This is a genomic window from Ruegeria sp. YTSA105 (assembly GCF_059610225.1).
Window position 1 is genome coordinate 15,758 of the sequence record NZ_JBXWNE010000018.1, and the last position, 21,666, is coordinate 37,423.

At 56.3% G+C, this 21,666-nt stretch carries 24 protein-coding genes and 1 tRNA gene; 11 read left to right on the plus strand and 14 right to left on the minus strand.

Annotation, left to right across the window (positions count from 1 at the left end; genetic code table 11):
• Positions 1 to 9 precede the first annotated feature (9 nt).
• Together AC2FH2_RS17785 and AC2FH2_RS17790 are read right to left on the minus strand one after the other, a co-directional pair.
• Entirely contained in the window at positions 10 to 936 is a 927-nt protein-coding gene (locus AC2FH2_RS17785) for a methylenetetrahydrofolate reductase (RefSeq protein WP_281995000.1), read from the minus strand.
• 26 nt (positions 937 to 962) lie between these two features.
• Positions 963 to 1,259 (minus strand): virulence factor, encoded by a 297-nt coding sequence (locus AC2FH2_RS17790; RefSeq protein ID WP_142633696.1) that lies wholly within the window; start codon positions 1,257 to 1,259, stop codon positions 963 to 965.
• Positions 1,260 to 1,500: 241 nt separating this feature from the next.
• On the opposite strand from AC2FH2_RS17790, the gene AC2FH2_RS17795 reads away from it, so the two are divergent.
• Both AC2FH2_RS17795 and AC2FH2_RS17800 read left to right on the plus strand, forming a co-directional pair.
• Positions 1,501 to 2,613: a Ppx/GppA phosphatase family protein gene (locus AC2FH2_RS17795; protein ID WP_142633694.1), complete on the plus strand. Its 1,113-nt coding sequence runs from the start codon at positions 1,501 to 1,503 to the stop codon at positions 2,611 to 2,613.
• Positions 2,613 to 3,329 (plus strand): RlmE family RNA methyltransferase, encoded by a 717-nt coding sequence (locus AC2FH2_RS17800; protein ID WP_142633692.1) that lies wholly within the window; start codon positions 2,613 to 2,615, stop codon positions 3,327 to 3,329. Before AC2FH2_RS17795 ends, AC2FH2_RS17800 begins: the two co-directional genes overlap by 1 nt.
• Positions 3,330 to 3,331: 2 nt before the next feature.
• On the opposite strand, the gene AC2FH2_RS17805 is transcribed toward AC2FH2_RS17800, so the two are convergent.
• Both AC2FH2_RS17805 and AC2FH2_RS17810 read right to left on the minus strand, forming a co-directional pair.
• Positions 3,332 to 3,517 (minus strand): hypothetical protein, encoded by a 186-nt coding sequence (locus tag AC2FH2_RS17805; RefSeq protein WP_142633690.1) that lies wholly within the window; start codon positions 3,515 to 3,517, stop codon positions 3,332 to 3,334.
• Positions 3,518 to 3,637: 120 nt separating this feature from the next.
• Positions 3,638 to 4,501, minus strand: a complete 864-nt coding sequence (locus AC2FH2_RS17810; RefSeq protein WP_496748908.1) for a YihY/virulence factor BrkB family protein — start codon at positions 4,499 to 4,501, stop codon at positions 3,638 to 3,640.
• Between the two features lie 147 nt (positions 4,502 to 4,648).
• On the opposite strand from AC2FH2_RS17810, the gene AC2FH2_RS17815 reads away from it, so the two are divergent.
• Together AC2FH2_RS17815 and cls are read left to right on the plus strand one after the other, a co-directional pair.
• Positions 4,649 to 5,737: an AI-2E family transporter gene (locus tag AC2FH2_RS17815; protein ID WP_142633686.1), complete on the plus strand. Its 1,089-nt coding sequence runs from the start codon at positions 4,649 to 4,651 to the stop codon at positions 5,735 to 5,737.
• Between the two features lie 59 nt (positions 5,738 to 5,796).
• Positions 5,797 to 7,209, plus strand: a complete 1,413-nt coding sequence (gene cls, locus AC2FH2_RS17820) for a cardiolipin synthase (RefSeq protein ID WP_142633684.1) — start codon at positions 5,797 to 5,799, stop codon at positions 7,207 to 7,209.
• On the opposite strand, the gene AC2FH2_RS17825 is transcribed toward cls, so the two are convergent.
• Positions 7,206 to 7,640: an ion channel gene (locus AC2FH2_RS17825; RefSeq protein WP_142633682.1), complete on the minus strand. Its 435-nt coding sequence runs from the start codon at positions 7,638 to 7,640 to the stop codon at positions 7,206 to 7,208. The genes cls and AC2FH2_RS17825 overlap by 4 nt on opposite strands.
• 160 nt (positions 7,641 to 7,800) lie before the next feature.
• Between AC2FH2_RS17825 and AC2FH2_RS17830 the strand changes: the two genes are divergently transcribed.
• Genes AC2FH2_RS17830 through AC2FH2_RS17840 form a run of 3 tightly spaced genes read left to right on the plus strand, consistent with a single transcriptional unit; the run spans position 7,801 to position 11,889 of the window.
• Entirely contained in the window at positions 7,801 to 8,448 is a 648-nt protein-coding gene (locus tag AC2FH2_RS17830; RefSeq protein ID WP_496824674.1) for an ABC transporter ATP-binding protein, read from the plus strand.
• Positions 8,445 to 10,859, plus strand: a complete 2,415-nt coding sequence (locus AC2FH2_RS17835; RefSeq protein WP_496824676.1) for an ABC transporter permease — start codon at positions 8,445 to 8,447, stop codon at positions 10,857 to 10,859. Before AC2FH2_RS17830 ends, AC2FH2_RS17835 begins: the two co-directional genes overlap by 4 nt.
• A complete protein-coding gene (locus AC2FH2_RS17840; RefSeq protein WP_496824678.1) occupies positions 10,849 to 11,889 on the plus strand; it encodes a lipocalin-like domain-containing protein in 1,041 nt (346 codons plus the stop codon). The genes AC2FH2_RS17835 and AC2FH2_RS17840 overlap by 11 nt, the downstream gene beginning before the upstream one ends.
• A gap of 1 nt (position 11,890) precedes the next feature.
• On the opposite strand, the gene AC2FH2_RS17845 is transcribed toward AC2FH2_RS17840, so the two are convergent.
• The 4 genes from AC2FH2_RS17845 to AC2FH2_RS17860 form a co-directional block, all read right to left on the minus strand.
• The gene (locus AC2FH2_RS17845; protein ID WP_142633674.1) at positions 11,891 to 12,322 is read right to left on the minus strand and encodes a universal stress protein; all 432 of its coding nucleotides are present in this window, start codon (positions 12,320 to 12,322) and stop codon (positions 11,891 to 11,893) included.
• Positions 12,319 to 14,928 carry a TRAP transporter permease gene (locus AC2FH2_RS17850; protein ID WP_496707788.1) on the minus strand — a complete coding sequence of 870 codons (2,610 nt, stop codon included), beginning with the start codon at positions 14,926 to 14,928 and terminating at the stop codon, positions 12,319 to 12,321. Before AC2FH2_RS17850 ends, AC2FH2_RS17845 begins: the two co-directional genes overlap by 4 nt.
• Positions 14,929 to 15,029: 101 nt before the next feature.
• The gene (locus AC2FH2_RS17855) at positions 15,030 to 15,998 is read right to left on the minus strand and encodes a TAXI family TRAP transporter solute-binding subunit (RefSeq protein WP_142633669.1); all 969 of its coding nucleotides are present in this window, start codon (positions 15,996 to 15,998) and stop codon (positions 15,030 to 15,032) included.
• A 398-nt stretch (positions 15,999 to 16,396) separates the two neighbouring features.
• Positions 16,397 to 16,482: transfer RNA gene (locus AC2FH2_RS17860), tRNA-Leu, on the minus strand.
• Positions 16,483 to 16,627: 145 nt separating this feature from the next.
• On the opposite strand from AC2FH2_RS17860, the gene AC2FH2_RS17865 reads away from it, so the two are divergent.
• Together AC2FH2_RS17865 and AC2FH2_RS17870 are read left to right on the plus strand one after the other, a co-directional pair.
• Positions 16,628 to 17,206: a YqaA family protein gene (locus AC2FH2_RS17865; RefSeq protein WP_281972062.1), complete on the plus strand. Its 579-nt coding sequence runs from the start codon at positions 16,628 to 16,630 to the stop codon at positions 17,204 to 17,206.
• Positions 17,203 to 17,670, plus strand: coding sequence for a disulfide bond formation protein B (locus tag AC2FH2_RS17870; protein ID WP_496824681.1), 468 nt, complete (start codon positions 17,203 to 17,205; stop codon positions 17,668 to 17,670). Before AC2FH2_RS17865 ends, AC2FH2_RS17870 begins: the two co-directional genes overlap by 4 nt.
• Here AC2FH2_RS17870 and AC2FH2_RS17875 read toward each other — a convergent pair.
• Positions 17,667 to 18,254: an HNH endonuclease gene (locus tag AC2FH2_RS17875; protein WP_142633663.1), complete on the minus strand. Its 588-nt coding sequence runs from the start codon at positions 18,252 to 18,254 to the stop codon at positions 17,667 to 17,669. The two genes, AC2FH2_RS17870 and AC2FH2_RS17875, sit on opposite strands and share 4 nt — an antisense overlap.
• A 210-nt stretch (positions 18,255 to 18,464) precedes the next feature.
• Here AC2FH2_RS17875 and AC2FH2_RS17880 point away from each other — a divergent pair, with 210 nt between their 5' ends.
• Positions 18,465 to 19,070 (plus strand): pseudouridine synthase, encoded by a 606-nt coding sequence (locus tag AC2FH2_RS17880; RefSeq protein ID WP_496710308.1) that lies wholly within the window; start codon positions 18,465 to 18,467, stop codon positions 19,068 to 19,070.
• A gap of 31 nt (positions 19,071 to 19,101) precedes the next feature.
• Positions 19,102 to 19,527 carry a VOC family protein gene (locus tag AC2FH2_RS17885; protein ID WP_281994582.1) on the plus strand — a complete coding sequence of 142 codons (426 nt, stop codon included), beginning with the start codon at positions 19,102 to 19,104 and terminating at the stop codon, positions 19,525 to 19,527.
• A gap of 2 nt (positions 19,528 to 19,529) precedes the next feature.
• On the opposite strand, the gene AC2FH2_RS17890 is transcribed toward AC2FH2_RS17885, so the two are convergent.
• Genes AC2FH2_RS17890 through AC2FH2_RS17905 form a run of 4 tightly spaced genes read right to left on the minus strand, consistent with a single transcriptional unit; the run spans position 19,530 to position 21,627 of the window.
• Positions 19,530 to 19,832, minus strand: coding sequence for a putative quinol monooxygenase (locus tag AC2FH2_RS17890; protein ID WP_496824683.1), 303 nt, complete (start codon positions 19,830 to 19,832; stop codon positions 19,530 to 19,532).
• Entirely contained in the window at positions 19,826 to 20,329 is a 504-nt protein-coding gene (locus AC2FH2_RS17895) for a GNAT family N-acetyltransferase (RefSeq protein WP_496693490.1), read from the minus strand. Before AC2FH2_RS17895 ends, AC2FH2_RS17890 begins: the two co-directional genes overlap by 7 nt.
• A gap of 3 nt (positions 20,330 to 20,332) precedes the next feature.
• Positions 20,333 to 20,998 carry an alpha/beta hydrolase gene (locus AC2FH2_RS17900; RefSeq protein ID WP_142633653.1) on the minus strand — a complete coding sequence of 222 codons (666 nt, stop codon included), beginning with the start codon at positions 20,996 to 20,998 and terminating at the stop codon, positions 20,333 to 20,335.
• Complete coding sequence (locus AC2FH2_RS17905) at positions 20,995 to 21,627, minus strand: DNA-3-methyladenine glycosylase family protein (RefSeq protein ID WP_496824686.1); 633 nt, start codon at positions 21,625 to 21,627, stop codon at positions 20,995 to 20,997. Before AC2FH2_RS17905 ends, AC2FH2_RS17900 begins: the two co-directional genes overlap by 4 nt.
• Positions 21,628 to 21,666 lie beyond the last annotated feature (39 nt).

Consider the following 21,666-nt stretch of genomic DNA (forward strand, 5'->3'; position numbering starts at 1 on the left):
GTCCGATCCTTAGGAGGTTACAGGCTTTGCCGAAGCGCCGCCGTTGTTGATGGCCCAGTTGGCGTTTGTCTTGATGCCACCAAGCGGGAAGAAATGTACGTTTGTGATATTGAAATCAGGGTTGGCTGCTTTGTGGTTGGCCAATTCGGTGATCACATCCGTGGGCTCATAAGGCAGCAGCAGCTTGGACACGTCCATAGCGCGCTTTTGCAGAACCTTCAGCGATGGACCAACGCCGCAGGCGATGGCGAATTTGATCAGTGTTTGCAGTTTTGCCGGACCGGCGATGCCGATATGAACCGGAATGTCGATCCCCGCCTCTTTCAGGCTGTCGGCCCAGGCGATGATCGGTTTGGCGTCAAAGGCGAACTGAGTGGCCAGCGCCATTTCGGCATCCGTGGTCTCAGAGAACTTCTGTTTCCAACGCAGCGCATCGTCAACATTCTTGGTCGATCCGTCAGGGTCGATGTCCTTGTTGCCTTCAGGGTGGCCCGCGACGTGCAGACGCTTGAACCCGGCCTTGTCGAACAAACCAGTTTCCAGCAGCTGCATCGAGCTGTCGAAATCACCATGAGGATTCGCGACACCACCGGCCAGCAACAGCGCCTGATCCACACCTGCTTCACCCTGGTACATAGAAATCCAGTTTTCCAGCGTCGCCGTGTCTTTAATGATCCGCGCCGGGAAATGCGGCATAACAGGATAGCCGTCCGCCGCGATGCGCTTGGCGGTCTTGACCATGTCTTCGATCGGAGTGCCTTCGATATGGGCAATATAGACGCGTGTGCCTTCAGGCAACAAAGCGCGAAAATCCTCGACCTTCTCGGCGGTGCGCGGCATCACCTCAATCGAATAGCCCTGCAGGAAGGCTTCGACGGTTGGATTTACCGGACCGTTTTCGGCGGCATCACGTTTCTTGAAGTTCAGCAAAGCCATAGCGGCCTCCCATATAGATTTCGAGCTCATGCCCAACCGTCATTGGCGATCAGAGCCTTGATACGGTCCTGATCATATTCCGTTTCCAAACGCACAGCCTGCTGTTCGGCAATTTCGGACGGATCGCCCTCAACCGCGAAAGGCGCGGCCTTGCGCCATTCGGCCAGATAGGCATCGCTGTCCTTGGCGTTCACCTTCATGGCGGCGCGGTCAATGGCTTGCTCGAACCGTTCTTCCAACTGCCGTTTTGCGCCCCGGCGGCCCTTGCCGACGATGACTTGGGCGGGAATGTCGCGCCAATATACGATGGTGACGTCAGGCATCTGCTTTGATTCCTCCTAACCAGATGGACCGGTTCTAAACTTCAATGTGGTCGCAGGTCGGTCGATTTTCGACACAAGGCGCATTTCAAACGACGTTTTCACCTACAACGGGATACACGGCTTGTAACGAATTGTTCCTGTAAACCTCACCTCAAAATTCTCATCACTTTAATGAGTATCTTGCACGAACCAAAAGGCCGACCTATGGTCGGGGTAACTCGTAAATCGGAGGGCGTTGAAGATGGCGCCCAAGCGTCCCAAAGGTGCGGGCGCGTTCCCGAAGGCGGTCGAAAGCCCCGCGCCGGCAAGACCCGATCCTGATGCGCTTTATGCCGCGCTGGATTTGGGAACAAATAGCTGTCGCATGTTAATTGCCCAGCCCAAGGGCAGCGGGTTTCATGTGGTGGACAGTTTTTCTAAATCCGTGCAGTTGGGCGCGGGCTTAGAGCGGACGGGGCGTTTGTCTCGGTCGTCGATGGCGCGCACCATTCAGGCGTTGCGCATTTGCCAGCAAAAGCTGAAACGCAACAAGGTCAAGCGCATGCGTCTAGTCGCAACCGAGGCTTGTCGCCGTGCAAAAAATTCACGTGAATTCATTCGCCAGGTAAAGGGTGAAACCGGGTTGACGCTTGAGATCATCCAGCCCGAGGAAGAAGCGCGTCTGGCCGTAATATCCTGTGCCCCGCTGGTGTCCACTAAGACAGAACAGTTGTTGGTTGTGGATATTGGCGGCGGTTCGACAGAGCTTGTCTGGATCGACATATCCTCGCTTCCGCGTCGGGATCGCCCGGCGGCGATTATGCGTCTGCATAATGGATTTCATACAACAGACAGCCCGTTTCCTGCAGCCAAGGTTGTGGATTGGATCAGTGTTCCCCTCGGCGTTGCGACGCTGCGCGATCAGTTCCATGATGTCGAAGATGATGCGGCGCGGTTTGCCTTGATGAGCTGGTTTTTCGAAGAAAACTTGGCCGATTTTGCGCCTTATAAGGATGAACAAGCCCGCGAAGGTTTTCAGATCGTCGGCACCAGTGGCACGGTTACGACAGTCGCAGCCTCACATCTGGGATTGAAGCGGTATGACCGGACCAAGGTAGACGGTTTGCGCATGACAAGCGATCAGATTGACAAAGTGATACGCGGGTATCTAGAACTCGGCCCACTGGGGCGGCGGAGAGATCCGCGTATCGGCGATGACCGCCAGGCCCTGATCATGTCCGGCTCGGCCATATTGCAGGCTTTGTTACGATGTTGGCCAACCGACCGTCTTTCAGTGGCGGACCGGGGGCTGCGCGAAGGCCTGCTTTATGCGCAGATGAGCGCGGACGGTGTATTGGAAGACGGACCGTTCTGATGGCGAAGACACCTACTGGCAAAAACAATTCGGGCCGCGGGCAGCGCGACCTGAAGGTTAAGGTCAAAACCGCCCGCGGGCGCAAAATCAGCTCGACCCGGTGGTTGGAACGTCAGCTGAATGACCCCTATGTCAAGCGCGCGCAGGTCGAAGGCTATCGTGGGCGCGCGGCGTTCAAGATATTGGAACTGGACGATAAATTCCGCTTCCTGGTTCCAGGTGCGCGCATCGTCGATCTGGGTTGCGCCCCAGGCGGCTGGCTGCAGGTTGCGGTCCAACGCGTTAATGCATTGGGTGAGAAAAGCGGTAAGAAAATCGGCACTGTTCTGGGTGTCGACATACAAGAGGTCGAACCGGTGGCCGGGTCCGAGGTTCACCAGTTGGACTTTATGGAGGACGATGCCGACCAGAAGGTCAAAGACTGGTTGGGTGGCAAAGCTGACGTGGTGATGTCAGATATGGCTGCTGCGTCCTCGGGGCATAAACAAACCGACCATTTGCGGATCATGGCCCTGTGCGAAACCGCCGCCTATTTTGCCTTTGATGTGCTGGAACAGGGCGGCACATTTGTCGCCAAGGTTTTGGCCGGAGGAGCCGAAGGGGATCTGCAGAAGATTCTGAAACAGAAGTTTGACAAGGTGGCGCATGTCAAACCACCGGCATCCCGCGCGGACAGTTCGGAAAAATTCGTTGTAGCAACAGGGTTTCGCGGCTGAAGTTAATCCGCGAAGTCAGCCAGGGAACGCGCAAGACGCTGTTCACGCAGCGAAGATATTGCGTTTCCTTGCAACAACAATGCCTCACCGTGACTGATATCCGTCGCCGGTTTTGCCCGTAATTCTTCAATCCGCCGGGTCAGCGACGATGGATTTTGCGATTTCGCGCTTTCGGGCAGTTTGGTCATGAGGCCTCACCTTGATGCGTACGGGGTCACAGTCCATGCAGTTTGGGTAAGAAACGTGCCGATTTCATGACGCAAACCGGGCTTTGAATTGCTATTTTACAGCCCCAGCCACCCTGCCCTTCAGGTTTGTCCGTTAATTTGATCCTGCAAATCCATCAGCGCGCCGTTGAATTCAGCGCCCAGAATCAGGATGGCCGCGCATAGATACAGGAAAATCAACGCAGCCATCGCCCCCGCAAGACCAGCATAAGTAGCGCTGTACGAGGCGAACTGTCCGATATAGATCGAAAAGCCCCAACCGCCCATCGCCCACAGAGCGAGTGTCAGAACAACGCCCGGAAGGATCTGCCACAGCCGATGGCGGCGCGTCGGCAGCACAAGATGTGCAACGATAACCGTGCCCGCAGGAACCGCCACGGTAAAGGTCCAACGCAATCGATCCACAGACAACCAGTCTGATACGTTGACGTCAGTTTTTTCGGACACGAGGCGCGTGTAGACCGGCAAGACGACTTCGACGGCGGCGATGGCCAGAATGGCCGCCCCGCCAACAATCACCAATCCCAGGCACAGCAAGCGTGTCTTCCAGAATGGCCAGGCGTCATGATCATGATAGGCTTGATTCATGGCTGCCCGCACCGCAACTACGCCGTTTGAGGCAAAGAAAATGGCCAGCAAACCGCCCAGGGTGATTACCCCCGAACCTGATTCCGCCAGGACCGAGCGCAACTCTCCCACAATCGGGCCGGCGACATCTTTTGGCCAGGCGCCAAAGATCAGTTCGATCAGCTCGTCCGTGACATAATCCTGAGACAGCGTACCAGCCAGTGCTACAGTGAACAGAACAAACGGAAACAGGGCCAGCATCAGGGACATGGCAACGTGGCTGCTCATGACCATGCCGTTTTTGGCCCCAAATCGACCCAAGGCCAGCCAAAGGGCTCGAATTACTCTTCCAGTCAGGGGAATCAAACTTGTCGTCATCCGAAAACTCTACCCTGACTGTATTCGAACCAGAACCGGCAAAACCCGACTGGACGCAATTAACCAACTCCAAATGTTTGGTTGCATTGCATAATCCCTTTGTCCCGTGCAGGATCGAAACGGAACCTACACAAAGCCGGGCGAAAAATGCCAACCAGCGACCAGAACCCAAGCATGCCGAACAGGTTGCGCCTTTCGGTTGTCCGCGACACCGCGATTGTCGTGTCACTGGTCGTATTGGGGCTTTATGCAGGTTCCGCTTTTCTGATCCCGCTGACCATGGCCTTGCTGATCAACGTCCTGATCATCGCGCTGAGTGACCGGGTTATTGCGCTGACCAAGGCTCCGGTCTGGTTGGCTAACCTGGCTGGAGTGACCGTGGTTTTGGTCGGGTTGTTCATGATCATGTATATTCTGGGCAATCAGGCGACGCAGTTTGCACGCTCGATCAATACATATGAAAGCCAGTTCGACGAGGCCGTTAACCGCATAAACGACCTTGTGGGCAACGATATCACGGCCTTCATCAGGGACAATCTGGTCAACATTGATATGTCTTTCGTCGCCCGGATGTTGCTGGGCAGCGCAACGTCCTTGCTGAACCAGTTTTTCCTCATCAGCCTTTACGTTGCCTTCCTGATGGCCGAACGTCTGGCGTTCCGCAAAAAGATCCGTATGGCCGCCGGTGACCCTAAAACCGGTGCCGAGTTCGCTTTGGTTCTGGACGCGATTTCCTTTAGTCTGCAGCGTTATGTCGGAGTGAAGACCTTTATCAGCCTGATAACGGCTGGAATCAGCTATGTGGTCTTCAAGACCCTTGGTCTTGAGTATTCCGAGACATGGGCAGTGCTGACCTTTGCCCTGAATTTCATACCCTCGATCGGGTCCATTATTGCCGTTTTGTTTCCAGCGGCGATTGCACTGGTTCAATTTGAAAGTATCGGGCCGTTTCTGATCATAGTTTTCGGCTGTGGCACGCTTCAGTTCATGATCGGTAATTTTCTGGACCCGGCCATGCTGGGCCGATCGCTGAACATGTCGACATTTCTGGTCATTCTGGCACTTATGTTCTGGACTACGGTCTGGGGTCTGATCGGAGCCTTCCTGAGCGTTCCGCTGACCGTCTGCATCCTGATCATCTTCAGCCATATTCCCGCATTGCGCCCGATCGCAATTTTAATGTCCCTGAATGGTGAACTCGGCGACGAAGGGCCGCCATCGGGGAATACAGTCTGAACAGGCCAATCCCCAATGCAACTTGAAACACTAAGGAAAATGCCAGGATCGAATCCTCCATGCTGACACTCTTTGTTTCCCTCTTTGTCCTATGTTTGTACCTGACCGCCGCGGTCTTTTCGATACGCGCCGCTCAAACAGCGCGCACACCGCAGGGTGCCGTGGGATGGGTGGTCTTTTTGATCTCGGCGCCGATAGCTGGCGTACCGCTGTACTTGTTTCTGGGACATCATCGTTTTCGCGGGTATCGCCTGGCCCGAAAGCACGCTGAGACTGTTGTCGAAGGGATAAAAAGCTTTGCGGATTTTTCGCGCCCAGATCCGGGCATGATCACGATCAATCCGCTCCCTTTCGAAGAGCTTGCGCATCTTCCCATATCACGCGGCAACGGTGCAGATTTGCTTGTCGATGGGCAGGCAACCTTTGACGCTATCTTTCAGGCTATCGACGCGGCTCAGGACTATGTGCTTGTCCAGTTCTACATCGTGCGTGATGACGGATTGGGGCGGCAACTGCAAAGCAAACTGATCGCTGCCGCAGAGCGCGGCGTGCAAGTTCGCTTTATGACCGACGCCGTAGGCAGTTATGGCCTACCGACAAGCTACATCACGTCGCTGCGCGCGGCGGGAATTCACGTTGCCGGTCAGCATGAAAAGCGTCATCCAGGACAGCGATTTCAGCTAAACTATCGCAATCACAGGAAAACGGTGATCATAGACGGTGAAATCGGCTTTATCGGCGGCCACAATGTCGGCGACGAATATCTCGGTCAGTCCGCAAAGTTCGGACATTGGCGGGACACACACATAAGGCTGACTGGACATATCGTGCGCCAACTACAACTGATCTTTACAGAGGACTGGTACTGGGCGCATCAAGAAGACCTGATAGATCAACTGGCCTGGGCGGGTCAGGAATCTGATCAGGACATGAACGCCCTTCTCGTCGCCACAGGTCCGGGGGACGAAACCGAAACCGGCGCCATGATGTTCTTTTCTGCAATCACGGAAGCAAAGGAACGATTGTGGATCGCATCCCCCTATTTCGTTCCTGATATCGACATCATGACCGCACTACGCCACGCCGCAATGCGCGGGGTAGATGTTCGCATTCTGGTTCCCGACGTGATTGATCACCGCTTGCCTTGGCTGGCGGCCTTTGCCTATTTCGACGAGATCAGGGAATGCGGCGCGCGGGTCTACCGGTACACTGATGGATTCATGCATCAAAAAGTATTTCTGGTGGACGACACCCTGACCGCTGTTGGCACCACCAATCTGGACAACCGCTCTTTCCGCCTGAATTTTGAGGCGATGGCCCTGTTCTTTGACAAGGACGCGGCCCATGCAGTTCACGACATGCTGCTAATGGACTTTGAATCCAGCTATGAGCTGGTCAAAACCTTACCCGAACAACCGGCCTATATTCGGTTCGGCTCGCCTCTGGCGCGGTTGTTCGCACCAATCCTTTAAAGGATCGACTCTTCCTGCAGCACCCGCGACATGACCGCGACCAAAAAGGCTGTGGACAGCCCAAATGCCAAAAGCCCGGTGACCGACGCAAATGCACCAAAGATTCGCAGCCCCTCTCCTAACACAATGTCGCCGTAACCCAGCGTAGTGAACGTCACCAAGGAAAAATACAGCGCCGAATTCCAGTCCGCCAGAACATCCCCAAAGACCCAGACAATCGCCCAAAGCCAGACCTGAAAGGTATGGATCATCACGATAAAAATCAGTGCGATACAGAGCGGACTGGCGATTGTGACAAACCTTTTGCTTTTTTCCAGTTTGATCGACATCACGCGGATGATCTGCATGCACCAGGTCAGCAGGGCAATTTCGATCAAAAAGCAGATACCCAAATAAACGCTTCCCCAGATAATCTGCTCGGATAAGGTCACCGGCGCCCATCCCCTCTGTTTTTAAGTCTCGTCACAATCGCTTCAATTGCAGGATTGGGCAACCCTGCGTCTGCGACGAATGGAAACGATAGCGCCATTGAACTGGACACCGCTTCGGTCGGCTGCAAATTGTGAGTGGCAGAATACAGGGCGCCTATGAATGCTGCTTAAAATAACTGATGTCCATAAATCATATGCAAACGGTCGACCGATTTTGAACGGAGTATCTCTGTCGTTGGACCATGGCCAAACGCTTGCCCTAACCGGGGAAAGTGGCAGTGGCAAAAGCACGCTTCTAAATCTCGCAGGTGCGCTGGACATATTCGATGCGGGCGAAATCTCACTGGGCGGAACCAACCTGTCCAAACTAGACGATACCGGGCGCGCAGCCCTTCGGCGCGAGCGTGTGGCCCTGGTATTCCAACAGTTCAATCTGATCCCGTCGTTGACGGTCGGCCAAAACCTGTCCTTCCATGCCCGGCTTGCCGGTAAACATGATCCGGACTGGTGCGATCATCTTGCCGACAAACTGGGATTGCGGGACCTGCTGAACCGCTTTCCCGAGAACCTGTCAGGCGGCCAGCAGCAACGCGTTGCCATCGGACGCGCCCTTGCGCCGCGCCCCAGTCTTTTGCTCGCGGATGAACCAACAGGAAATCTGGATGAGGTCGCAAGCACCAATGTATTGGATTTGATGCTTGCGCTGGTCGCCGAAACCAGCGCAGCCCTGCTTTTGGTGACACATTCGCAGGACATAGCAGCCCGTCTGGACCAACAGGTCCGCCTGTCCGGCGGCCTTATCTCGTGACTTTGGCCATCATACAGGCGTTGGTGTCGCACTGGCGTGCCCATTGGCTTCAGCTGTTAACCTTGTTGACCGGCATTGCGCTTGCGACCGGGCTGTGGTCGGCCGTTCAAGCCATAAATTCCGAGGCGCGGGCAAGCTATCAACGGGCCAATGATCAACTCTCATTTGGTCAATACGATGAATTGCACGCCACCTCGGGGAATTTGACGATCGACCATTATGTCAGCTTGCGTCGGGCTGGCTGGCAGATCGCCGCGGTGCTTGAGGGGCGTTGGCGCCATAGCGGTCACAATCTGCAGGTCATGGGGATCGACATGGTCGCCTTTCCACCCCTGCCCGCCCTCAGCCGTCTGGAACAAAGCGATACGCCGCCTGATCCCGCAGACATGCTGACCGCGCCCGGCAGGATACTGGTCGCGCCGGAACTGGCCCAGATTCTGCAGCAAGCCAGCAACCTGCCCCCGATCCTGTCCAGCGACGCGCTGCCACCGGATCTGGTCTTTACCGATATTGGCGTTGCCGAACAGCTGCTTGACAAAAAGGGGCAGATTTCACGTCTGGTCGTCTTGCCAGAGCAGCCCCGAGCGATCCCATCGCTTGAGCAGATCGCCCCCGATCTGACACGCGTTGCAGCCTCGACCAGATTGGACACGGCGCAACTGACAGAGAGCTTCCACCTCAACCTGTCTGCCTTTGCTCTTTTGTCCTTTGCCGTCGGGCTGTTCATCGTCCATGGCACCGTCGGGCTGGCCTTTGCACAGCGCCGAGCAATTATCAGAACAATACGTGCGCTGGGCGTTCCGATGCGTCAGATCGTATGGATCATTCTGGCCGAGCTTTCGCTGCTGGCCCTGATTGGAGGGGGCGCCGGTCTGGTACTGGGTTTCCTGCTGGCCGGGGCCTTGCTGCCCGACGTGGCATCGACCCTACGCGGGTTGTATGGTGCACCAGTTGAAGGTCAGCTTTCGCTTCAACTGCACTGGGTTCTCGCGGGCTTGGCCATGGCCCTGTTCGGAACGCTATTGGCCAGCTCTCAGGCTTTGTTCCGATTGGCTCGGCTGCCGCTGTTATCCAGCCCGGGTCCGCAGGCCTGGCGGGGGGATGACACTGCAACCAAAAGATTGGCTCTGATCGGAGTATTCCTGATTGGGTTGGGGATCGTTTCAATCTTTGTGGCCGACGGTTTGGTCGCAGGGTTCGTGCTGGTTGCCGGAATCCTGACGGGTTCTGCGTTGATTTTACCGTTTCTCTTGCTGATCGCAGTAACCGGACTTCAGAAGCTACAGAACGGCCCAGTCAGACAATGGGTATTCGCCGACATGCAGGCGCAACTGCCCGGTCTCTCTTTGGCCCTGATGGCATTGATGTTGGCATTGGCCGCAAATATCGGCGTTGGAACCATGGTGTCGAGTTTCCGGCTGACATTTACTGGGTGGCTTGACCAACGACTGACATCAGAACTGTATATAACCGCAGCCGACGAACAACAGGCGCAGGACATCAAGAAATGGCTGCTGCCTCAGGTCGACGCCGTTTTGCCGATCCGAAACGTCGAGCTGGCGCACGGAAGCGGCCCCTTGTTTCTTTACGGGGTGGTGAACAATCCGGTTTATCAAGAAAACTGGCCGCTGATCGCCTCAGTGCCCGGAGTATGGGATCAGGTGATGTCCGGAACCGCCGTTCTGATCAACGAACAGCTTGCGCGCAGATCCAATTTGTGGCCCGGAGATCAAATCACGCTCCGCCCGGGTCACAAGCTGGTCATTGCAGGGGTCTATTCTGATTATGGCAATCCAACCGGACAAGCCATCGTGTCGATGGAGCTTTTGGAAGACATCGCACCCAATACCGAGGAACGGCGATATGGCGTTCGCATGCCCCCTGATCAGGCCAGCGATGTTGCCGAAAGGCTTCGGGCGGAATTTGACCTTCCTCCGCAGGCAGTCGTTCATCAAGCAGACATGAAGGCCCGATCCACGGAAATCTTCGAAGACACATTTGTGGTGACCTCTGCGCTGAATATCCTGACGCTCGGGGTTGCTGGATTTGCAATTCTGACCAGCCTGCTGACGCTTTGGACGCAACGGCTTCCACAGATCGCACCGGTCTGGGCGCTTGGCCTGACGCGGGCGCAGCTGGCGCGGTTTGAACTGACGCAGAGCGTGCTTCTCGCCTCTCTGACCGCCGCGCTGGCCTTGCCGCTTGGGTTGGTTCTGGCCTGGACGTTGCTGACGGTCATCAATGTCGAGGCGTTTGGCTGGCGGTTACCAATGTACCTATTCCCAAGCGACTGGTTCTATCTATTTCTTCTGACCTTACTGGCCGCTGTTATCGCCGCTGCGGTTCCAGCCATTCGGTTGCTGCGCATCCCGCCTGCCGAGTTGTTAAGAGTGTTTGCCAATGAACGCTAAAGTCTGGTTCCTAATTCTGGCCCTGCTATTGCCCGCCCAACTTCGGGCGCAGGGCTTTGCCGGTCTTGGAGGTGAGGCCGACGGGTTCGACGTCCCCCAGCTTGGGTATCAGTTGAGCTTTCCGCAGGATCACGGTCCCCATCCCACTTTCAAGATCGAATGGTGGTATCTGACCGCGAACCTGAAAGGAGAAGACGGGCGCGATTACGGAGTACAATGGACTTTGTTCCGCTCGGCGCTGAAACCCTATGAAGAGCAATCCTGGCAAAGTCCGCAGTTGTGGTTGGGCCATGCCGCATTGACCACCCCTGATGCCCATTACTTTGCTGAACGCCTGTCGCGGGGCGGTATCGGTCAGGCCGGGGTAACCGCCGCCCCATTCGCAGCCTGGATCGACGAATGGTACATGCGCGGACCCGACTTCAATGCGCTGAAGCTTCGGGCCAACGGTTCTGAGTTCGGATACGATCTGTCAATGCGCGCAACGGGGCCTTTGGTCTTTCACGGGGATGCCGGGTATTCGGTCAAGTCTACGCAGGGGCAGGCAAGTCATTACTATTCACAGCCGTTCTTCGACCTGACAGGCACAGTGCATCTGCCGGATGGGGATGTTGCGGTATCCGGACAGGGTTGGCTAGATCGGGAATGGTCCTCGCAGCCCTTGGCCGAGGATCAAAGCGGATGGGATTGGTTCTCGCTCAGCTTTGAAGGCGGCGACAAGCTGATGGCCTTTCGCCTGCGCGGAGAGGCTGAGGATTTCACCTCTGCAACGTGGATCGGCAAGGATGGCGAAACCACCGCGCTTGCCGATGGCTCTGTTTCTTTTGAACCGCTTCAGACCGCTCATGTCGCTGACCGGGATATCCCGATTGAATGGCGTGTTACACTCCCCGCCCGCGGGGTGGATATTGTCGTCAGCGCCCTGACACCCAAAGCCTGGATGGCAACCCGCTTTGCTTATTGGGAGGGGCCCGTTACGGTCTCAGGCAGCCATTCAGGCCGTGGCTATCTTGAAATGACCGGGTATTAGATCATCGCACCACGTAGACCGAGACTGTCGAATGCCGCACGACGCGCGCAGCATTCGGACCCAGCAGGTAATCCTTGAAGTCCGGCTTATGCGCCCCAATGACGATCAGGTCAGATCCGGCGCTTTCTGCGGTTCTCAGGATCTCCTGATAGGCCGTGCCCGTGGCCACCACATGGCGGATCTTTTCATTGCGCTCACTGCCCAATGTTGATGCGCACAGCTCGGTCAGTTGTTTCTGCGCCTCAGCCAATGCCTTTTCATGAAAATCCGCCTGGAAAAAGCCGGACACCCAGCTTTCTCCAAAATCGGGCAGAACACTGACCACATCCAGCTGCGCCCCCTCCAAATCGGCCAATGCAGCGGCCTTTTGAAGGACCGGGCCATCAATTTTTCCATTGCTGATATCAACAGCACACAGAACAGAACGTGTCATGCGGGCACCCCTTGTCTGGCGGCACGGCCGCGTTGCAGGAAGGCGATCAGACCCAACAGGATCATCGCCGGGATATACACCAGTTGCTTGGGTGGCTGGCTTGACGGCAGGCTGACCGAGGTCAGGCGCACGGCCTCATCCCCGTAATAGTCGAAGATGCTCAGATCATCTGCAACAGGCGCGCCGAACAGCGGCTCTTCCAGTTTGATCAGACCGTCCTCTTCGATCAGCAGTAGACCCATCGCATCAACCCGTGCAGGACCGCCGTCTTCGTCACCGACAGAGACGACAACCGTGGTATCCACCATCTCAAGCGTGTCGAAATCCGGGCCGCTGATGACCAGACGCACCTCGGTTCCGGGCGGTGTTTCCCCGATCGTTTCGGTGAATGCAGCCGGTTCAACGGTCTGATATGGGGGTGAAATCCTGTCCATAAAGTAATCCGGACGGAATAGTGCGAAAGCAACCGCGACCAAGGCAACGCTTTCATAGATCCGGCTGCGGGTCAGGAAGTAGCCCATCGTGCCCGCCGTAAAGACAAGGATCGCTATCGTCGCAAATATCGCAACGATTATCCCTTCGACCCAGGTCACATCAATCAACAGAAGGTCTGTGTTGAAGATGAAGACAAACGGCAACGCGACCGTGCGCAGGCTATAGAAGAAGGCGATGAATCCGGTCTTAATCGCATCGCCCCCCGATACAGCCGCAGCCGCGAAACTGGCCAGCCCCACGGGCGGTGTCACATCCGCCATGATGCCAAAGTAGAAGACGAACAGATGCACCGCGATCAGCGGCACAATCAGCCCGCTCTGCGCGCCCAGCTCCACGACCACACCGGCCATCAAAGAACTGACGACGATATAGTTCGCAGTGGTCGGCAGGCCCATGCCCAGGATCAGGCTGAGGATACCGACCATGATCAGCATCAGGATCAGATTGCCACCCGACAGGAACTCGACCAGATCGGCCATCACCTGGCCCACACCGGTCAGGGTCACGGTACCAACGATCACACCCGCCGTGGCCGTCGCCAGCGCGATACCGATCATGTTGCGCGCGCCGTCGATCATGCCCTGCCACAGATCCGCGACACCGTCGATGAACGCGTTGTAGAGGTTGCTTTGCCCCCGGAACATCGCCTTCAGCGGTTTCTGCGTCAGCAGGATCACAAACAGCAAGGACGTGGCCCAAAAGGCCGAAAGACCGGGCGATTTCTGTTCAATCATCAGGAAATAGACCAGCACGATGATCGGCAGAAGGTAGTGCAGGCCCGCCTTGTAGATCTCGCTAATGACCGGCAGCGTCACCTCTTTGGCATTCGGGTCATCGGGTTCCAGATCGGGCACCTGTGCGGCCAGGTACAGCAGCGCCACGTAAATTGCGCAGATGATCAGGCTGAGGACCAGACCGGCCGAGTTCGGCATCCAATTTGTCACTGCTTCTACAGGGAATTGAGAGCCATAGCAGAGCCCAGCAAAGACAATGAAGAACGAGAACATACCAACCACGGTACGTGCCAGTTTCACTTCGCGGTCGCCCAACGTGGGCATGTTCCGCTTTACGGCTTCGAGATGCACGATATAGACCAAAGCAATGTACGAGATCGCCGCTGGCAGGAAGGCGTGGGTGATCACCTCGACATAGGAAATTCCCACATATTCTACCATCAAGAAGGCTGCAGCGCCCATGACGGGTGGCATGATCTGCCCGTTCACCGAAGAGGCAACCTCGACCGAACCTGCCTGTTCGCTGCTGAACCCAACGCGTTTCATCAATGGAATGGTGAAGGTACCAGTGGTCACAACGTTTGCGATGGACGAGCCCGAGATCAGGCCGGTCGCAGCTGAGCCCACAACCGCCGCCTTGGCGGGGCCGCCGCGCAGGTGACCCAGCGCGCCAAAGGCCATCTTGATGAAATAGTTCCCTGCCCCGGCCTTATCCAGCAAGGCGCCAAACAGAACGAACAGGAATACAAACTTGGTCGAAACACCCAAGGCGATTCCGAACACGCCCTCGGAGGTGATCCACATATGGCTCATCGCCTTTTTCAGGCTGGCGCCCTTCCAGCGGATGACTTCGGGCACCCATTCGGATGATCCAAAGAAGACATAGGCCAAAAAGATCGTCGCAATAATCGCCATCGCCGGGCCAAGCGCGCGGCGCGCGGCCTCGAACAACAGTAATAGCCCACCCAGGGCGATCCATTTGTCTGTATCGTCTGCCAGCCCTCCGGCATCAACGATCTTGGTGTAGAAGAAATATCCGTACAGCGCCACAAACGCGCCCAGCAGCCCCATGATCCAATCATGCACAGGGATATAATCCCGTGGGCTGGATTTCAGCGCCGGATAGGCTGCAAAGGCCAGAAACATCGCAAAGGCCAGGTGAAACTGACGCGAATTGTTAACCACGCTGCCGGGCAACACATAGTTCGCCAGAGGCGAAGCAAGTACGACCTGAAAGATCGACCAGATCGCCGCCACGATCGCAAGGAAAACGCCTACATTCCCAACCGGATTACGCCCTCCGGCATCTGAAGATGCGACCAGATCCTGTAGTTCTTCTTCGGATAGCGGGCGGTTCGATTGTGTCTCGGAACTCATGAAAATGTCTCCCCGTCGTGGCCATTTGCGGCCTTCTGAATCACCCGCTTGATACGGGTTTTGTGCGGGGCGCCCGACGGGCACCCCGCGTCAGGTCTGGCTTATTGAATCCAGCCTTTTTCTTTATAGTACTTCTCGGCACCCGGATGCAGCGGAGCCGATAAGCCGTCCGCGATCATCTCTTCGGGCTTGAGGTTGGCAAATGCCGGGTGAAGCTTTTTGAAGTCATCAAAGTTCTCGAAAACCGAGCTGACAACCGCATAAACCGCATCATCCGACACGTCCGCCGAAGTCACGAAGGTCGCGCCAACGCCGAATGTCGCGGTATCACCATCCGACCCGCGGTACATGCCGCCGGGAATGGTAGCTGTACGGTAGAACGAGTTGTCGTTGACCAGCTTGTCCACGGCCTCGCCGCTGACATTGACCAGAACCGAGTCGCAAGCCGTGGTGGCTTCTTGAATCGAGCCCGAGGGGTGACCCACGGTATAGACCATTGCGTCAATCTGGTTGTCGCAAAGCGCCGCAGACTGTTCCGCCGCCTTCAACTCGGTCGCCAGTTCGAAATCGTCAGTGGACCAGCCCATTTCGCCCAGCAGAACCTCCATGGTGCCACGCTGACCGGAACCGGGGTTACCGATATTTACGCGCTTGCCTTTCAGGTCTTCGAAATTGGTCACACCGGAATCGGCACGGGCCACAACGGTAAACGGTTCGGGGTGAACCGAGAAGACGGCGCGCAGGTTTTCAAACGGGCCCGCCTCTTCGAATTTCGAGCTGCCGTTATAGGCATGGTACTGCCAGTCGGACTGCGCAACACCAAACTCCAGCTCGCCTTCGCGAATGGTGTTGATGTTGTACACGGAACCGCCGGTCGATTCGACCGAGCAGCGCACACCATGTTCCTTGCGCCCTTTGTTGACCAGACGACAGATTGCACCGCCAGTTGGGTAATACACCCCGGTCACGCCACCTGTGCCGATCGTGATAAACTCTTCGGCATAGGCCGCAGGCGCCATCAGAGCCGCCGTGACAACCGCGCCGAGGCTAAGCTTGCTGCTGTTTTTCATAAGTGAACTCCCATTATTTTTCTGGTGGGAGACACATCAAAGCGCCGGATAAATGGCCCTGCGATATGCAACAACGCCCGCTATGCAGCAGGCATATCTTTGATTTTTCAGAATCTCCCAACCCGTAAGAGGTTTCATTCTGAGCATTAGCTTGTCAAGGCCAGCAGGTCACCAAAGCAGGCGTATCCTCAGATTTGACAAGCCCCCCTGAATTTTCCCCGCCTTTGACGCTTTTCTTGCGCATCTGCCCCGCAGTGACCGCAAACAAATCCAATTATGCGCTTTTGACATCGGGAACTCTGACCAAAACGCGAACGTGTGAGTTGGGAATGCGAGCAATTAGAACTACCGGAAAGAAAAAACAGAAGGCAGGTTCCCCTAACCCTCTGTTTTTACTTTGGTACCCAAGGCCGGACTCGAACCGGCACGGTATCACTACCGGGGGATTTTGAATCCCCTGCGTCTACCATTCCGCCACTTGGGCCACGGACACTGAATTAGCGTTCAAAATCGAGAAGGTCCAGAGGCAAAAAACACCCTGATTGAGGAATGTTCCAGCCTGCAAGGTTGACGGCCTGCGGGGCGCATGGTTTGGCTTACCCAACACATGTACAGGGAAATTGCACCTGATGCTGCGACCTCTTTATGACTGGACCATTCGCCTGGCAGAACACCCGAATGCCTTGTGGGCGCTGGCTATTGTTTCCTTCATCGAAAGCTCTTTCTTTCCGATACCGCCGGACGTTCTGATGATTCCCATGATCCTTGCCCGACCCTCCCGGGCCTGGCTGATTGCTTCTGTAGCACTGGTAGCTTCGGTTTTGGGCGGAATGTTAGGCTATGCAATCGGCGCGTTCTTTTATGAAAGCCTCGGCCAGCCCATCCTTGAATCCATGGGCAAAGCCCACGCCATGGAAGAGTTCAACACACGGTTCAATGACTTTGGTTTCTGGGCTGTTCTGGCCGCTGGGGTTACGCCTTTTCCCTATAAGGTCATCACCATCATGTCCGGCTGGACAGGGATGCCCCTGGGCACCTTCATTGCCACCTCGATTCTGGCCCGAGCGATACGGTTTTTCATTGTCGCAGGTTTGCTTTGGGGCTTCGGAGAGCCGATCCGCAGCTTTATAGAAAAGCGGCTGGGCCTAATGTTTTCCCTGTTTATCATCCTTCTGTTTGGCGGTTTCCTAGCGGTGAAATTCTTATGACACGACGAAATTTACTGATCCTGATTGCGACGCTTGGGTCTATGGCGTTGTTACTTGGCGCCTTTGCCTTTCAGTATCTTGGCGGGCTTCCACCTTGCAAACTGTGCATTTGGCAACGCTATCCACATGGCGTCGCCATCCTGATCGGCGCTGTGGCGCTGGCATTGCCACGACAGTCTGTCTTGCCCCTATTGGGTGCACTGGCGGCGCTGTCTACTGCGGTCATTGGTATCTATCACGCTGGTGTAGAACGCGGTTTGTGGGAAGGTCCGTCAAGCTGCACATCAAGCAGCATCGGCGGTCTGTCGGCAGAAGAACTGCTGGATCAGATCATGTCGGCACCACTGGTACGCTGTGATGATATTCCATGGGAGTTATTTGGTGTTTCCATGGCCGGATGGAATGCCGCTTTGTCTTTCGTTCTGGTTCTGCTCTGGTTCGCCGCGTGGCGTGCAGGCCGTTAGAGCTCGTCCAGTTCCGCATCCCAATAGAGAAAGTCGATCCAACTGTCATGCAGGTGGTTCGGTGGGAATTTTCGTCCAACGTTGCGCAAAGCCTCGGCATCCGGCTGCCGCGGAGGCTTGCGCAATGTCATTCCTGCTTGCCGCAGTGATTTAGACCCTTTGCGCAAGTTACATGGGCTACAGGCCGCAACAACGTTCTGCCAGCTTGTCACCCCGCCCGCCGCGCGCGGGATCACGTGATCAAAGGTCAGATCCCCACGGCTGCCACAGTATTGGCAGCGGAATTCATCCCTCAGAAATAAATTAAAGCGCGTGAAGGCCACGCGCTTTCTGGGTTTTACATAATCTTTCAGCACAACGACCGAGGGTATTCGTATCTCGGTGCTCGGGCTTCGGACAACTTCGTCATATTCGGCGACGATATCCACCCTGTCCAGCCAGGCAGCTTTTATGGCCTCCTGCCACGGCCAGAGCGATAGTGGATAGTAGGACAAGGGGCGGTAATCGGCGTTCAAAACCAATGCCGGATGATGCTTGAGCGCACCGGGTTCCCTGACAAATTCGGTCCTGAAGTCTCCGTCCATATCAGAATCGCTCCACGCTCTGCTCTGCCTCTTTTGACATCAGAGCGGAGAACCCCCGCCCCGGCCTTAGCTTTACTATATATCGTGTTAAAGCTCTGACAAGCCCTGAGTTTCCACAATATCTCGGGGATTGAGTATTCCGAATCCGTAACAGGCCGATGACAGTTATCCACAGGTTGCACCAATTCGATCGCCGGGCTATGGCGGGTAATGTCCTGGTTCATCCGCTTCAATAAACCATTTGATGTATTGCCACAGTTCACGGATCGCGCGAATGCGGAGTCTCCGCGCAGTACGCTGTCGGATTTCATTGATCTGCCGGACGTGTATCCGGCCGGGCGATTGGACCGCGATAGCGAAGGTTTGATGCTGTTGACTGACAATGGTCGCCTGCAGGCGCAGATAGCCGATCCCAAGCATAAAATGGCTAAGACCTATTGGGTGCAGGTCGAAGGGGAGCCAGACGCCTCCGCCCTAAAAGCCCTGCGCGATGGTGTTGAGCTGAAGGAGGGCTTGACCCGCCCTGCCAAGGCGCGATTGATGGATCAGCCCGAGGCATTATGGCCGCGCGACCCGCCGATTAGAGTGCGGCAGACGGTGTCGGATTGTTGGGTCGAACTGGTCCTTCGAGAAGGTCGAAACAGGCAAGTGCGCCGGATGACGGCGGCCGTTGGGCACCCGACCCTTCGACTGATCCGCGCCCGGATAGGCGACTGGACATTGGACGGGCTTGAGCCGGGGCAATGGGATAGCCTATCTATGCCTGCCCTCGCACCATCTTCTTCGCGCAAACGGGACCGGCGCCCACGTCGGTGACCGAAACGCCTATTTGTGATAGGATAGAGGAATGAAGGTATCACCTGACATTCCGCAGCCAACCGGCCTTTTAGAAGCGTCACTTTATGTCGACGACCTGGATGCTGCAGAGCATTTCTATGGGGACGTTCTGGCGCTTGAGCAAATCCAGCGTGTCGCCAACCGGCATGTGTTCTACAAGGTGGGTGGTTCAGTGTTGCTGCTATTCAATGCGGCAGAGACCGAAAAACCTCCGGGCAACCCGCGCCTGCCTGTTCCCGCCCATGGCGCCCAAGGTCCGGGTCATGCCTGCTTTGGCATGGCGCGCGCGCAAATCGCGGTGATGCGAAAACATCTTATAGACTGGAACGTGCCCGTAGACGCTGAATTTGAATGGCCGAACGGAATACTGTCTCTATACGTTCGCGACCCGTCCGGGAATTCCATCGAATTCGCCGAGCCTTCCTTATGGGACTAGGATCACCGCAGCGGTTTCTTGTCACCTCCCGTGATCCGATAGATTAGACTTTCAGTCACTCCGACCTTGCCCAGCACCGCCTGAAATGTTGCCATGTGCGGTGTGGCAAAATGCTCCTCGAGCGCGGCCTGACTTCCCCATTCTTCGTAGATCCGAAACCGATTGGCATGACCCAGAATCTGGCTGAATTCATAGACCGTGCAGCCTGCTTCCTTCACCGTCTCGGCAACCATTTCCTGCGCAGCTTTTCTGGCAGCTTCGACACCTTCCGGCGTAATTTCGATAGTTCCGGTTACGATCAGCATGGTATCTCCAATCTCAGATCAATCCGTTTGGTAATCCTGTCGACCGGCGTGCCGTCACGAAGGGGCACACCAAAATCAACCGAGTAATCTTGGAATCCCATCTTCTCGTAATAGTTCAGGCCCAACCGGTTATCAGCCCTTATTGTCGCGCTGATGGAACCGAGCCCAACCCCTACGGCAAATTTGGCGGTTTCTTCAAACAAGGCACGCCCTGCCCCCTTCAAAACCGGTTCGCGGCGGGTGAAGGTTGCAATGTCAGCACAATCGTCGGGCAGTGCGTCATTCACCCCAAGCCATTGAAACCCGGCAACCTCACCTTGCGCATCCATCGCCACATGGCTGCAAATCTTATCGAGACCCAATAGATAACTCTGCGCAAACTGCGCCTCGGAGAAAGGGGTTTCATTCGCAGTCGTACCACCAATGGCGATGATCTGGTTGAGCAAATCGCAAGCTGCTGCGACATCCTCGGGCATCATGGGGCGGACCGCAATCATTGCTTAAAGGCTCAGCTTGTCACGCATGAAAGCCAGTGCGACGCTAAGACCATCCGGGGCAATACCGTGGCCGGTGCCCTTCATGACATGGGCATAGACCTCTTTGAACTCAGCCGCTTGCAGGGCCTCGGCGGCTTCGGGCAATGATTGTGGCGGCACGACGTCATCTGCGTCGCCATGTACCAGTAGGACCGGCATGCGGCTGACTGTTTCATCCGGCAGCAGATCGGGTTCCAGAAGGCGTCCTGAAATGGCTACTATCCCGGCCACTGGGTCCTCGCGGCGCGGGGCGACATGCAGGCTCATCATCGTGCCTTGCGAAAATCCGAACAGAACCACCTGCTCGGGCAGAACGTCTTCGTCCACCATCAACGCATCGAGGAAAGCGTCGAAGTCATCCGCCGCCATTTCCATCCCGCGGCGCGATTCTTCTTCGGAAGAGCCATCAATCCACGGGATCGGGAACCACTGAAAGCCATTGGGCATACCCGGGATCTGCTCGGGCGCGTCAGGGGCAACGAACAGCGTGTCCGGCAAGTGCTCGCCCAACACATCGGCCAGCCCCAGCAAGTCGGCCCCGTTGGCGCCATAGCCATGCACGAACACCACGACCGAGCGCGTATCGCCCGAAACCGGCTCTTTTCGGAGCGCATTCAAAACCCGTGTCATCTGATCCCTTCTCGTTCTTTTGCGACCCGGTAATAGGCCCACAACACCCGCGCTGCAACCGACCGCCAGGGTGACCACGCTTCGGCCATCCGGCGCAGTTCTTTATCCGTAGGGCGCTTGGGTAAATCATAGAGGATGCGCGCGGCCTCTTGCAGCGCAAGGTCGCCCGGTGCAATCACATCGGCACGGCCCAGAGAAAACATCGCGTAAATCTCGGCAGTCCAGACGCCTATGCCTGAAATTTCGGTCAGGATCGCCACAACATCCTCATCAGGTGCGTCGCGTAACGCCTTGTAATCAATACGAGCCTCCGCAAGCGCTCGGGCATATCTGATCTTTTGGCGGCTAAGGCCCACCGCACGCAAATCCTCATCGGTGGCCCACATGATTTTGCGTGGGCCCGTCAGTTTTGCATCTTGCAGTCGTTTCCAGATGGCGTTCGCCGAGGCCACACTGACCTGTTGGCTGACAATCGCACTTAGCAGCTGGGCAAACCCGTCAGGCTTACGGCGCAGCGGCAAAGGCCCGGTCTGGTCCATCGCATAGGCCATGCGCGGACAGGTCTCGGCCAGCCACTTGGCCCCCTCGGCCACGCAATCGGGGGTTTCAATGATACGTCCGACGGACATGCGCGCTCCGGCAAATTGGTCAGCAGCACGTTAGGGTGC